General features: G+C 43.7%; 14 protein-coding genes. 10 read left to right on the top strand and 4 right to left on the bottom strand.

Features of this window, described 5'->3' with window-relative positions:
• Nucleotides 1-104: 104 nt before the first annotated feature.
• The 6 genes from F6J90_RS14530 to F6J90_RS14505 all read left to right on the top strand — a co-directional run bounded on the left by F6J90_RS14530 (nucleotide 105) and on the right by F6J90_RS14505 (nucleotide 5,454).
• Nucleotides 105-671, top strand: a complete 567-nt coding sequence (locus F6J90_RS14530) for a photosystem I assembly protein Ycf4 (protein ID WP_293094464.1) — start codon at nucleotides 105-107, stop codon at nucleotides 669-671.
• Between the two features lie 34 nt (nucleotides 672-705).
• Entirely contained in the window at nucleotides 706-1,455 is a 750-nt protein-coding gene (locus tag F6J90_RS14525) for a peptidylprolyl isomerase (protein WP_293094902.1), read from the top strand.
• A 30-nt stretch (nucleotides 1,456-1,485) separates the two neighbouring features.
• Nucleotides 1,486-2,688: a beta-ketoacyl-ACP synthase gene (locus F6J90_RS14520; protein ID WP_293094462.1), complete on the top strand. Its 1,203-nt coding sequence runs from the start codon at nucleotides 1,486-1,488 to the stop codon at nucleotides 2,686-2,688.
• A 129-nt stretch (nucleotides 2,689-2,817) separates the two neighbouring features.
• Nucleotides 2,818-4,308 carry an amidophosphoribosyltransferase gene (purF, locus tag F6J90_RS14515; RefSeq protein WP_293094459.1) on the top strand — a complete coding sequence of 497 codons (1,491 nt, stop codon included), beginning with the start codon at nucleotides 2,818-2,820 and terminating at the stop codon, nucleotides 4,306-4,308.
• A 261-nt stretch (nucleotides 4,309-4,569) separates the two neighbouring features.
• The gene (locus F6J90_RS14510; RefSeq protein WP_008183321.1) at nucleotides 4,570-4,782 is read left to right on the top strand and encodes a DUF2839 domain-containing protein; all 213 of its coding nucleotides are present in this window, start codon (nucleotides 4,570-4,572) and stop codon (nucleotides 4,780-4,782) included.
• Between the two features lie 324 nt (nucleotides 4,783-5,106).
• Entirely contained in the window at nucleotides 5,107-5,454 is a 348-nt protein-coding gene (locus F6J90_RS14505; RefSeq protein WP_293094455.1) for a DUF1815 family protein, read from the top strand.
• Between the two features lie 246 nt (nucleotides 5,455-5,700).
• Here F6J90_RS14505 and F6J90_RS14500 read toward each other — a convergent pair whose 3' ends face one another.
• Both F6J90_RS14500 and F6J90_RS14495 read right to left on the bottom strand, forming a co-directional pair.
• Nucleotides 5,701-7,209 carry a DASH family cryptochrome gene (locus F6J90_RS14500; protein ID WP_293094899.1) on the bottom strand — a complete coding sequence of 503 codons (1,509 nt, stop codon included), beginning with the start codon at nucleotides 7,207-7,209 and terminating at the stop codon, nucleotides 5,701-5,703.
• 403 nt (nucleotides 7,210-7,612) lie between these two features.
• Nucleotides 7,613-7,843 carry a hypothetical protein gene (locus tag F6J90_RS14495; RefSeq protein ID WP_071103145.1) on the bottom strand — a complete coding sequence of 77 codons (231 nt, stop codon included), beginning with the start codon at nucleotides 7,841-7,843 and terminating at the stop codon, nucleotides 7,613-7,615.
• Nucleotides 7,844-8,058: 215 nt separating this feature from the next.
• Between F6J90_RS14495 and F6J90_RS14490 the strand changes: the two genes are divergently transcribed.
• The 3 genes from F6J90_RS14490 to F6J90_RS14480 all read left to right on the top strand — a co-directional run bounded on the left by F6J90_RS14490 (nucleotide 8,059) and on the right by F6J90_RS14480 (nucleotide 10,450).
• The gene (locus tag F6J90_RS14490) at nucleotides 8,059-8,250 is read left to right on the top strand and encodes a hypothetical protein (RefSeq protein WP_293094450.1); all 192 of its coding nucleotides are present in this window, start codon (nucleotides 8,059-8,061) and stop codon (nucleotides 8,248-8,250) included.
• 482 nt (nucleotides 8,251-8,732) lie between these two features.
• Nucleotides 8,733-9,428: a hypothetical protein gene (locus tag F6J90_RS14485; protein WP_293094447.1), complete on the top strand. Its 696-nt coding sequence runs from the start codon at nucleotides 8,733-8,735 to the stop codon at nucleotides 9,426-9,428.
• Nucleotides 9,429-9,571: 143 nt separating this feature from the next.
• Complete coding sequence (locus F6J90_RS14480) at nucleotides 9,572-10,450, top strand: O-antigen polymerase (protein WP_293094444.1); 879 nt, start codon at nucleotides 9,572-9,574, stop codon at nucleotides 10,448-10,450.
• A 101-nt stretch (nucleotides 10,451-10,551) separates the two neighbouring features.
• Here F6J90_RS14480 and F6J90_RS14475 read toward each other — a convergent pair whose 3' ends face one another.
• Nucleotides 10,552-10,797, bottom strand: coding sequence for a hypothetical protein (locus F6J90_RS14475; RefSeq protein ID WP_293094442.1), 246 nt, complete (start codon nucleotides 10,795-10,797; stop codon nucleotides 10,552-10,554).
• 6 nt (nucleotides 10,798-10,803) lie between these two features.
• The gene (locus F6J90_RS14470; protein WP_293094440.1) at nucleotides 10,804-11,073 is read right to left on the bottom strand and encodes a hypothetical protein; all 270 of its coding nucleotides are present in this window, start codon (nucleotides 11,071-11,073) and stop codon (nucleotides 10,804-10,806) included.
• A gap of 644 nt (nucleotides 11,074-11,717) precedes the next feature.
• Between F6J90_RS14470 and F6J90_RS14465 the strand changes: the two genes are divergently transcribed.
• Nucleotides 11,718-12,596 (top strand): hypothetical protein, encoded by an 879-nt coding sequence (locus F6J90_RS14465; RefSeq protein WP_293094438.1) that lies wholly within the window; start codon nucleotides 11,718-11,720, stop codon nucleotides 12,594-12,596.
• The last annotated feature ends 164 nt before the right edge of the window (nucleotides 12,597-12,760 follow it).

Below are 12,760 nucleotides of genomic sequence, written 5' to 3'. Positions count from 1 at the left end.
CAAGTTCTAGATGAGCTCGCTGGAGTATCCATAAATCAACTGATATACTCTCGGACTCAGCACTATTGTCAAGTCAGATTTCATAGAGGCAACCACATCTTCTCATGGCAGCATCGACCAACCAACTGGAAAACCTGGTACTTCGACAATCGGTTCTTGGCTCTCGCCGTTTGAGCAACTATTTAGTGGCAGGAGCTGTATCTATAGGAGGTATAGGCTTTTTCCTGGCAGGGCTTTCGAGTTATCTCAACATGGATCTACTCCCGATTGGAGATGCAACCAACCTAATTTTTATCCCTCAGGGGGTAGCAATGGGGTTCTATGGTGTTGCTGCGCTGTTGCTATCTCTCTACCTATGGCTAACCATTTATTGGGATATCGGCGGAGGCTACAATGAATTTAACCAAGAAACAGGTATGGTGAGAGTAGTGCGGTCTGGCTTTCCCGGTAAAAACCGTCAAGTCGAGTTCAGTTGCCGTACAGAAGATGTCCAGTCGATTCGAGTAGACATCAAAGAGGGTCTAAATCCGCGCCGAGTCCTCTACGTGCGCACTAAGGATCGCCGGGAAGTTCCTCTGACTCGTGTTGGTCAACCCATCTCCCTTTCGGAATTAGAGAATCAGGGAGCAGAGCTGGCTCGTTTCTTAGGAGTTCCCTTGGAAGGATTGTAAATTGCCAATAAAACAAGATCTAGTTATAGTAAGCATGAGTATGAATATCCGGCGCTGGCTATCTGTGATGTTAGTAGTGTTAGGTCTGGTAATAGTAGGATGCAGCAGCCCAACGCCGAACTCAACAGAATCATCAACTCCCCAAAACAAATCTACTCCTGCTGAGACCACCAGCAATCCCCAATTCAGCAATTTACCCAGACTAGACAAAAAAGCTACTGTTGAGCTGAGGGTAAAAGGCTCACCGATTACTATTGAAGTCGATGGCACCAATGCCCCGATTACAGCTGGGAACTTTGTGGATCTGGTTGACAAGGGTGTTTATGACGGACTAGTATTTCACCGAGTGGTACGGGAACCTCAACCATTTGTTGTCCAAGGTGGTGATCCCCAAGGAAAAAACCCCAAATTCCCAGTGCAGCGTCTGGGAACAGGGGGGTTTATAGATCCACAAACAAATGAAACTCGCTACATCCCATTAGAAATTAAGCCGAAGGGGGCAGAGGAACCGATATACAGCAAAACCTTTAAGGTAGCCGGAATTCGTAGTGGTCCTGAGTTGACTCATACTCGTGGTGCTGTTGCCATGGCTCGTTCCCAAATGCCAGACTCAGCGTCTTCACAGTTTTACTTTGCCTTAGCAGACCTGCCTTTCTTGGATGGTGACTATGCTGTCTTTGGCTATGTCACTGATGGTATGGATGTGGTAGACAAAATTCAGCAAGGCGATCGCATTGAATCAGTCAAGGTCACTCAAGGCATCAAAAACCTGAAGAAACCTTAAGATAAAGAATAACTATCTTTAAGCGAATCCGTGCAGGTATGCGTTACTGGGATTGGATTAGTATCTGCTTTAGGTCGCCTCAAACCCAGTTGGCAGCATTTGCTAAACGGTGAGTCAGCTATTAGCTGGTATCAACCCTTTGCCAATTTATCACCTCTACCGTTGGCTATGATTGGTCACAGACCAGCTTCTATTGAACAGCTGACCGAGCAGGTTGTAGCAGATGCCCTTGAAGATGCTAACTTAACCATCCCTCTCAAGGATTGTGGTGTGGTGATTGGTTCAAGTCGTAGCTGTCAGGCGGCTTGGGAGCAACTAGCCCTAGCCCAGGAACAGATGACTAGGGATAGGAAACTCGACACCAAACCAGAGTATCCCCGCTTCGATAGCTTAAATGAAATCTTAACTCTAGAGCATTGGTTAGACACTCTACCCCATCAACCAGCTATTGCTGCTGCCCATTACATTGGTTCCTTTGGGCCAGTCCTAGCACCAATGGCAGCTTGTTCAACAGGAATTTGGGCGATCGCTCAAGGATTTGAATTGATTCAAACCGGTCAATGCCAACGAGTCATTGCTGGTGCTGTAGAAGCACCAATTACTCCCCTAACCCTAGCCGGATTTACTAAAATGGGGGCTCTAGCAAAAACTGGTGCTTACCCCTTTGACAAGCAACGTCAAGGCTTGGTGTTGGCAGAGGGAGGTTCTGTATTGGTATTGGAGTCAGAGGATTTGGCTGATCGTCGAGCAGCGCCTATCTATGGAAAATTACTGGGGTTTGGCTTGACCTCGGACGCTTATCATGTCAGTACACCTAACCCAGATCAACAGAGTGCGATCGCAGCTGTCAAACAATGTCTAGACCGCAGCCACCTATTTCCTAAAGATATTGATTATATCCATACCCACGGTACCGGAACCAAACTTAATGACCAGAATGAAGCGGAGCTGATTCAGCAGCTATTTCCCCAAGGGGTGGCAATCAGTTCTACCAAAGGAGCCACCGGTCACACTCTTGGTGCCTCTGGAGCCATTGGTACTGCTTTGTGTTTAATGGCTTTAAAACACCAAGTGTTACCCCCTTGTATTGGGTTGAGGGAACCAGAATGGGATTTGGATTTCGTAACTATAGCGCGTCAGTGCCAAGTCAGGCATGCGCTCTGTTTTAGCTTTGGTTTCGGGGGGCAAAATTCAGTAACCGCTATAGGGATATCCAGCAGTTGGAGAGATTGACCCACAATAATATGGTATAGGTGATATCGTTAAGGAAACATTAAGTTTAATTAAATATACAGAACCAATCCCCTTGGGATTTACGTTCCACCGACTTCATGCCGCAATTAGGAGCAACCCATAATAGTTATGATGCCCAACCAATCCCTTTCCTCTGACCAATATTCTGATCAGTCCAAGCATGACTATATCCACCACTTGGACAAGCCAGAGGAAGCTTGCGGAGTCTTTGGTATCTATGCACCAGAGCAAGATGTCGCTAAGCTGACTTACTTTGGTCTATTTGCCCTACAGCACCGAGGTCAGGAATCATCAGGGATTGCTACCTTTGATGACAAGCAGCTGCATGTCTACAAAGATATGGGGCTAGTCTCCCAGGTCTTTAATGAAGAAATTTTGGCTGAGCTACCTGGTCAGATTGCCGTTGGTCATAACCGTTATTCTACCACTGGCTCTAGCCATATCGCTAATGCTCAACCAGCCGTGGTGGAAACTACCTTAGGACCGTTGGCTTTGGCTCATAACGGTAACTTGGTTAACACGATCCAATTACGTGATGATTTACTCAAGCATAACTCTAACTTGATGACCACCACGGATTCAGAACTAATCGCCCTAGCGATCGCTGCAGAGGTTAACCATGGCAAAGGGTGGTTGGAGGCAGCAATGAATGCCTTTCAATCTTGCCAAGGAGCGTTTAGTTTAGTCATTGGCACACCGGATGGATTAATGGGTGTTCGTGACCCCAATGGCATTCGCCCTCTAGTGATTGGCACCTTAGGTGGCAATTCTGGGGGCTACGTCCTGGGATCAGAAACCTGTGGTTTAGATATTATCGGTGCTGACTATCTGCGGGATGTGGAACCGGGAGAATTAGTCTGGATTAATGACAAAGGCATTGCTTCCTTCGACTGGAGTCAAAAGCCAGAGCGCAAAGTTTGCATCTTTGAGATGATTTACTTTGCTCGCCCTGATAGCGTCATGGATGATGAAACTGTGTTTAGCTATCGGTTACGCCTAGGGCGTCAGCTGGCAAGAGAGTCAACACCAGATGCGGACATGGTGATTGCTGTACCCGATTCCGGTATCCCAGCAGCTATCGGCTTTTCTCGAGAGTCTGGTATTCCTTATGGAGAGGGACTGATTAAAAATCGCTATGTAGGTCGTACCTTTATCCAACCCACTCAGACTATGCGAGAAACTGGCATCCGCATGAAACTTAATCCCCTCAAAGATGTCTTAGTTGGTAAACGATTGGTACTAGTAGATGACTCCATTGTTCGAGGAAACACCAGCAGCAAACTTATCAAAGCTTTGCGTGATGCAGGTGTGGCTGAGGTACATATGCGAGTGTCCTCGCCCCCAGTCACTCATCCTTGCTTCTTTGGAATAGACACCGATAACCAAGAGCAACTGATTGCCGCCACCAAGTCAGTGGCAGAAATAGCCAATTATATTGGTGTAGATTCCCTCGCTTATCTGAGTTGGGAGGGAATGATGCTAGCTACAGAAAAAGACTCCAAGAGTTTCTGCTCTGCTTGTTTCACAGGTCATTACCCTGTTCCCCTTTCAGCACAACTCAAGGGTTCTAAATTGATGTTGGAACAGGTACAGGTTTGAAGGTAAAAGGTCAAAGGTCAAAGGTGGCACCACACCCATAACAGGGTGAAGAAATTCTCCCAATCCCTTTGCCTTTTTCCTGCCCCCCGGTCTTCGGGGGGATAAGGGCAGCCTTGATGATACTGTTGGCCACTTATAGGTTTATTGAGGTTGCCAAGGCTGATCATCCCCTAAAGTTAAGAAATTCTACACCAGCTCTGCTAATCTCCACCATTGTTCAATGCATAGGTTAAGATTATCACTGAGTGATTAAAAACGATTATGGGTGAAGCAAAACGCCGGAAAGCAGCACTGGGCGAAGACTACGGTAAAGAAGCCAACATATTTCCATGGCTCCCGATAACTAAAAGTCAGGGTGAACAGTTTGTTAAATGGACGACTAGGGGAGCTTGGGCTGGTATTGTGTTTATGATTGTATTCTGGCTAACGGTTAGATTTATAGGACCGGCATTTGGTTGGTGGCAAGTAAATTAACATCGTGGGACTCGCTAATCAAACGGAACTATCGGTTGCACTTCAACCGGTAGTTAGGTTAGTTAAAGAATTTCCATAAACATATAGAAACTACTAATGTATATCCCTTGACTCATGAAAATTGTGACAAGGGAGCCAATTTGCCTTGACCGACAGGTTGATTTTGGGATAGAACAAGGCAAGAGATTAAGGAAAAGATTGACAAGAGTCTATTTTTTATAAAAATCCCCCAATTCTATCCTGATTTATCTTGAAAGATGAAGATTAAATTTTTAAGAAAGAATAAAAGCTCTAAAATCTAGGAGTGGTGTTTGGAGAACAGACGTGTTTATACGACTTGCAGAGGAGCACCGTCAATTTGTCCGAGATTTAGTAATGAATCTCCAGGCGTTGGCTATTGTATTAGAAAACCAAGGCTATTTAGCCTCCTGCTACACCTGTGGTGGGCAGATGAATAGCGCATCGTTTATGGTTAGCTTGGCGGACAATCACCTGATTCGATTTTTGGTTTCAGATTACGGTATCACTTGGACTGAAATGCGCGATGACCGAGAACTGATGAAGTTGGAAGGTGCTGAAGCAATTGGTCAACTACAAGATCTCGCCAATCTGGTTAAATACCGAATTCGTCCTTCAGAATCTCACCCTGCCCTTAAGTTACCACTGGCGTAACCTTAGAACTGAGTACGGGAAAAAAGGAATCCAACCAGGATTGCTAAACACAGATATATAGCACAGTTTTATCCATATAATTCTGTCAATCTGTGTTTTGATCAACATCAACAGCGAAAGGGAAAAATTGATGGCTGCCTAATTGATGGCTGACTAATTGAGTGTTGAAAGTTAACTATTGACTGTCAACACTTAACTGGAAATACTTCATCGAAAGGAAAAGCCCATAGATTGCTGTACCAACGGCTAAGACCGACGGCTAATAGCACCATTGTAGACCTTCTCATTTTGCTTGACCGACTTCCACAAATCTACTAGAGGCTGAGGATAGTCTACCCCTATTCTTAGCCCATAGCGCTTTTGCTCATCCGATGATAATGTCCAGGGTTCATGGACTTTCCTAGCAGGGACAGAAGTAAGTTCTGGTAGCCAATGTTTTACGTATTTTCCCTGGGGATCATAATCTTTGGATTGTTTCTGAATATTAAAATAGCGAAAACCCCGAGCATCATTGCCTACCCCAGCTGTGTAGTTCCAGTTGCCCCAATTACTACACACATCATAGTCAATCAACAGCGACTCAAACCACTCCGCTCCCATCTGCCAGTTTATCCCCAGATTCTTGGTCAGGAAACTGGCAACATTTTGTCTACCCCGATTAGACATAAAGCCTGTGGCTGTTAATTCCCGCATATTGGCATCCACTAGGGGAAAACCAGTCATTCCCTCGGTCCACAGGTCAAATCTCTTCCAGTCCACCTTCCATGGTATGCTCACCCCTTGTAATCCGGATTGGCGAAAAACTCGATTACCATGCTTGGCACAGATAAATCGGAAATAGTCGCGCCACAGTAACTCAAAGACTAACCAATAGGTGGAGTCGTTTTTAACCCGTTGTGTTTCGTACTCCTGAACCTGTTGATAGATATAACGAGGCGATAGACAACCCAAGGCTAGCCAGGGGGACAATTTGGAGGAGTAATCTGCTCCCAACATGCCATTTCGGGTTTGTTTGTAACGCTTAAGACAGTCTTTTTCCCAGAAATAGTCATCTAGTCTGGCTAGTCCGGCTGTTTCCCCACCTTTGAACTGTAGCACTGCCCGTTGATCAGGGACTGGTGGTTCAAGTCCTAAGTCAGCTAACTGAGGTAGTTCACCAACATCTACCTTAGGTAAGGGTGGTAGAGTTTTGGGAGTGGGGAAAGTGGGATAAACTTTAGAAGATTTCTCCACCTGCTTGCGAAATTGGGTAAATACTTCGGGAATGTGGGGAATACCAAAGGGCAATTCATTGATGTGGAATAGGGTAGAGCCCCAAAACGACTTGACTTTTACCCCAATTTGAGCAAGCGCCTTTTTCAGGGCGGATTCGACGGCTAACTCTTCTGAGGTGACTTCCCGTTGATAGTAAACTGCCGAGATTCCTAGTTCTTTTGCTAAAGATGGGATAATCTGTTCCGGTAAACCCCGGCGCACCACTAAATTACTACCAAGATTAGTACCAACGGATTTCCCGAGATCGGCAGGGTTAAGCGATCGCAAAGAATTCCGCAAGTCCGCTACACTTTCGAGCAAAAACTGAGCGCGAAATGCACCGGTTTTTGGAAAACCAAAGGAGGTAGTACCAAATTGTCGCTCATCAAAGCAGTACAGGGGGATAATTTCAGCTTTTTCCTGGACAGCTTGATAGAGTGGCTCATGGTCATGGATCCGTAAATCGTTGCGATACCAGATCAAGATAAGTTTTTGATTCACAGTGGCTAAGGTCGGTTCTGTTTGATTTTGCCAAGATCCACGAAAGCGCGAAAATCCCATTAGGCCGTAGCCCATATGTCATATATGTGCTGCTTTTTTTAGTCGCAGCTTTTTGTAGTCCCATTAGATGACATGCTGCAACTGCTGTAGCTGTTCGCTAGTAGTGTGTTTTTCCAGTTTACTAGCTTAACCCTTGCTCATCAATTGCTCTACTGTGTCTCGGCGTTCGCGTAGCGTGGCCTAAAGGCCATCGAAAAACAGAACATAAGACCAGAACTAGATTTTGACAATCCATGATTCAGGAATGCTCCTAAGTCTGGCAATTTGGCGCTTAGTAATGGCAAACTTCTTAGGCGCTTTGATGCGGCGAAATAAAACAGTGATCAGAGCCAAGAATTTGGTTTTATTGATGATTTGGTTGAGATGGATGCTGTGTCATGGCGATAGCTGGGACAATATCATCTAGTGTGATGTCGAACATGAGGGTGAACCGAGCATCTGGTATTAAGCAGCGCAGTGCTTGCAGATGGGCTTCTGCTTGATTGCGGCGGCGAAAGCGAGCGACAACAATTCGCTGGCATTTAGGCAGATGGCGGATAATGCGCCAAGGAAATAGTTCGTCTTTATAGCTCATTGATGCACTCCTATTAATTGCTTGTTGTATTCTAGGGAAAGTTTTGTAGTCCCATTTTCATCGAACCGAGTGATGGGCTACTTACAGACTTAATGTCAATAGATGTGTGTAATTATGTTAATTAAGTTATAAAGCGTCTATACTTAAATAAGCGTCTGATATAGCTTAATTAAGCGTCTGATTTAACTTGGGTGTGTAGGCGATGAGCCCAAGAAATGAGAAACACACAGACAACACAAGGAGAAGATAAAATCCGAGTCAACCTAATCCTAACGCCGAGCAGCATCAAGAAACTGGACAAAATGGCGAAGAGGTTGAATTTCAGTCCCAGCGAGTTGGTAGAGCAGTTTCCTAGAAGTCAAGACGACCCTAGTCTAGTTGCCCAGACACAAATGCTGGGGGAATAATTGGCCGACTGATTCAATCAGCCTGGAATCGGAAGGCAGAAGCGGAAGTAGACATTAAGGAGCTCGAAGGGGCTACTAGAGGAGTTGGAAAAACGACTTAATGCTAATTTTGCCAACAATCCGGAAGTCTGCGATGACCTTAGAAGATCATTAGTGAGATGCATCTAACGCGATCGCATATCCTTTCCATCATAGATCGTCCCAGGTCGGCAAAAGATTCCTTAGGTAATCCTGTAGGCATGAACGCTCAACTGGAAAGTGCTAGCGTACAGCATCTTTCAAGTCATTTCATGATACAGTTTTGCATGAATAAACTCTTCCGATGTCTTGGTGCGCGTTCCCATGGCGAAGGAACCTCGCCGGGGTCGCACCGCTATCTAGGAATTATTGTCACTCTTATCTTGAATAGTATCGGGCTACACTCCTGTACCACTCAAATTAGTCCCTGTCACATTCAAACTGAAGAAGCTCGAAGTATAAGTGTGCAGTCTAATGAGCCTATCTATAACGAGATTTTTGGCAATCAAGAATGCTCACCTCAAAAACTTGTCTTGAGAATTCCTGTAAACTCAAGACAAGAAATTCCAGATACCAAGAGTTTACTGAATCAGAGATATACTCCCAAGATTGTAACATTATTAACATTTTCTCATCAAGCTAAAAGTTTTTATATCAGACGTATTGATAACCATAACGACGGATGGATTTATAAAAAAGCTAGTTGCTTAGCTTGGAAATGGTCTAGGGAAGATGAGCAACAAGTTCTAAATTTAAGTCTGGAGAGAAATCTCCAAATTCGTGACCCTAAAATTAAAAGTGTTATTTTCATAGTTTCTTTGCCCTTTGAAATCAAAGATGCTCAACCCAATGTTGACCTTCAAGTTTACACCTGGGACTTATTTGAAGGTATTTATTATTTAAAACTCAAAAATTATCCCAATTTAAAAGAAATATTAAGACAAAAAGAGAGGAGAAGCATTCAAGCCAGTAATGCATTTCGTGATGGAAAAACTGTTAAACATGAAATTCAAAAAGAATTAAACCAGATAGATGATATTGGCGGAATACATCTTAATAATTATTTTGAGTCAATACTGGATGGAGAATACCTGAAAAAATATACTCCTAGTTCAGAGTATACCTATTGCGCAATACCGGAGTCTTTAAAAAAATTATAACGTTTAGGACTAGTATGAGTTTGGGGATTTGGAGGACAAATTATAGGTAAAACCAAAGGTATAGGCTCCAAATGCTTCACCGGAAAAGAGTAAACTAACCAGACCTAGACACTACTCTACTTAATCAACTTATGTGATGAGATATGACTGAATTTGAACCAGCAACTACCAAGTCTGAAAACTATATTGAAAAGCCGGAAGAGCGTGAAAAGCTTGAAGATTGGTATCGCCGAGAAAAAAGACTTCAAGTCTTAATAATTTTGATATTTTTAGCATTTTTAATCATTTCTAGTTTTGGACAGTTGGCTCTATTAGATTACTCGTTTGGGGAAAGACTTGCTCTGTCAAAGGGTGATAAAATATTTGGAATTGAGACTAAAAATTTACTCAGTTTATTGGTAACAGGTGCTTTACCCATAACCTCCATAGTAGATGGGTCTGGAATTATTAGCAAAAAAATTAAGATACCTTTACCATTAACTAATGGATTATCTATAATTTGGCTGGTGCTCTTAGGAGATATATTTTTGAATTTCCAAGCCGTATTAGTCAGCAACGAATCCGGAGCAGTAGATCAGTTAATACCGGTTATTGCTTTTGTTGTAGCAATAATTTTTTCCACAGCTTCCCTTTTTCTAAGTAGAGGCATTGTAGCCGCTAGCAAAAAATTCATGGCCGCCAGAAAAAATCTTCAAATCCTAATGGTATATGGGATTAACCCTACTCCCTTGTATAAGGATACCGAACAACTTAAGTTACGAGAAGAGACTCAAGCAGCAAGAACAGAGGCTGAACAGGAACGAAAAATAGTTGTAGAAGAAATTAATCAACACAAAGAAGCTTTAGAATTGGTAATAAAACTCGACAAAAATAAACTTCAACATCCCAAAAAAGAAGCAAAACAAACTACCAAAAATATCGATGGGATCAACCAATTAATCAAACCCCATTTAGAGCGTTTATTTAAAAACAAATGTCTTCAAAAACCAAGGATGAATAACATGGATAAAACGGCAAAATAAAACTATAATAAAAAACGAGTTATTGACGAAAATAAAGTCTTTAAAATAAGCATTAATCTATCAGCATTAAGCGTGGATATGAATCCTAGTATCCTAAGCTGTTAGGCATTTTTAATGCCTAACAGTTTAGCCATTTTTTGATAAACCGCTTGCGACCCATAGACGCGAAGCGCGGCTCCGGTGCGCGGTAGGACGCGAAAGCGAAGGAGGTTGTGTGCTCTGAGGGAACAGGCAAGGGGCAGCCAGAGGTTGGGCAGGTTCTGATACCCTTTCTTGAAAAGGGATGCCACATTCGATTGTCGGGTCATTGGCTCGGGGTAATCGGTAATCCTACGACCATTACTCATGACCCATTACCAAAAGGGAGGGAAAAAAAGTCTATACTCTGGGATTTGAGCAACCAGACATTCTATATTGAAAGAATTTAGGGAATAATTAAGGGAAATTTGGCGAGAAGGTGCCAGAGGAGGTGAAAGAAAAGGCGATGGAGACCAAACAGGCAATTGTTGATCACACAATTCAATTAACAAGCGGGAGAATGGCACACTGGTTAAGGTCAAACCTAGACTGGATATGGAATAGGAGATCACTAGACACCGATTGGGATTTAGCTTATCGACCATGACCTTCTACTTAGGGAAAATGACTTGGTATCGACAGATGTGAGTAGCCGCGATGGAGTGTTGTGAGCATTGGGTCAGAGAGTCAATCAGAATCGATACAATCAGCTGCTGTTTTTCCAGAGGAATCTGGCCGGAGTTCCCTATTGTACAGCTGGCAGTTATTGTGTGAGGATGTTAGATCAAATTGGAGTCAAAGGTATTACTCCTCCTCCCGTTGCTATGGCAGTTATGTGAAGTACCTACAACCAAATCGAAGATTATGGTTTAGGCTTCCAGTGTCATCCGCCATCGCCTTCTGCGTAGAATCCCCCGTGCTTGACGCGAGGGAGAGTTCAAAAAAGAACACACAAGCAGTGTTAATTCGCTTCCTTTCACTTATCAGGAACCCATTGCTAATGTTTAAGGAGTAAAGTATATAAACAATCATGCCCAGTAAACAAGTTTTTGTTCGAGAATACAAAGTAAGAGCCCACAGGCGTACTATCCATACACGGGTTTACAAGTTCATTTGCCACTACTGCAATACGCCTGCAGAGAGGGAGACTTATGCTACCTGTTGTCCCAAGTATGGAAATCGCTGCAAAGGAGTAGCCAGAAAGTGTCTTCGCCATCAACACGCTAACGAATCTGGGGGAAGAAAGTAGATGTCTTATGTTCCATCACAGCCATCGCTACCATCGCAAAGTCACAAGATGTTAGAAGATTTGGTTGATTACTACCGACAAATGGTAGAGTATCATGAACAAGCTGCCACAGTTGCAAGAGAACAGCTTAGCCATGCTAAAGCTTTGCTGAATACCAATGCATTAGCTTTACCAGAAAATAACTCCAACAAGTTCCTGCCTCCTGGAAATCGCAACCACAACCAGCAGGAGAAATACTACCTCACCACGCCACTACCTGAATTGCCCGCAGACTTCTCCACTGAAACTGAATTAGATGAGTCAACATTAGCACTCAAACAACAACTCGATTACCAGGAGCAGAGGATTACAGAAGCCATTGACCGACTTCTGGAAACTCACAGGGGTACGATCCTCCACGTTGATTACCTGATCAGGGAGCTGTTTGGAGAGTTGGGCAAAGACGATATTGCCTCGAAAACTTCTCTGGTCAAATCCATCTTGTTGAAAGGAGAGAGCCAGGGGTTATGGCACTCTGTCCCTGACTCTCCAGGTTGCTACACCTTTTCTCTTCAAGATTTGCCCGATTTAGTTTCTACCAATAAACCTCAGAGAAAACCTGCCAAGAGCAAAGCTCGTCGGCCTTCTCCGCTACCTAAGTTAGACCAATTAAAGTATATGACCTTATATGAGCTAGTGGCTTCTGTGTTAAGAGAACACTATCCACAGATCATGAGTGCCGCAGATGTTTTGGACGTGCTTTATCCTAATGGTTTGGATCCTAAGAAGAAAAATGTAGCTCGTAAATCCATTAGTAACACCTTAACTAAAGGATGTGAATCTAAAGGTTGGAAACGAGTCCAGCCGGGGCGATATATCTGGGCTGGCGGTTTCACCTAAAGCTGAGTTACGACACAAACGTTATTGATTATTGAGAAACTATAACAGGACTTAGGGAGTGACTCAACCTGTAGGGGCGCACGCCATACGTCCCTACTTGATATGTATTTATAGTTCTGTTCCGATATCCGAAGTTCCCTATTCCCAACCACTACGGCGAAGTC

Origin of the sequence: Moorena sp. SIOASIH, from assembly GCF_010671925.1 — a bacterium.
In the GTDB taxonomy this organism is placed as follows: domain Bacteria; phylum Cyanobacteriota; class Cyanobacteriia; order Cyanobacteriales; family Coleofasciculaceae; genus Moorena.
The sequence above is the reverse complement of the archived record's forward strand: the minus strand, read 5'-3'. Positions and strand labels throughout refer to the sequence as shown.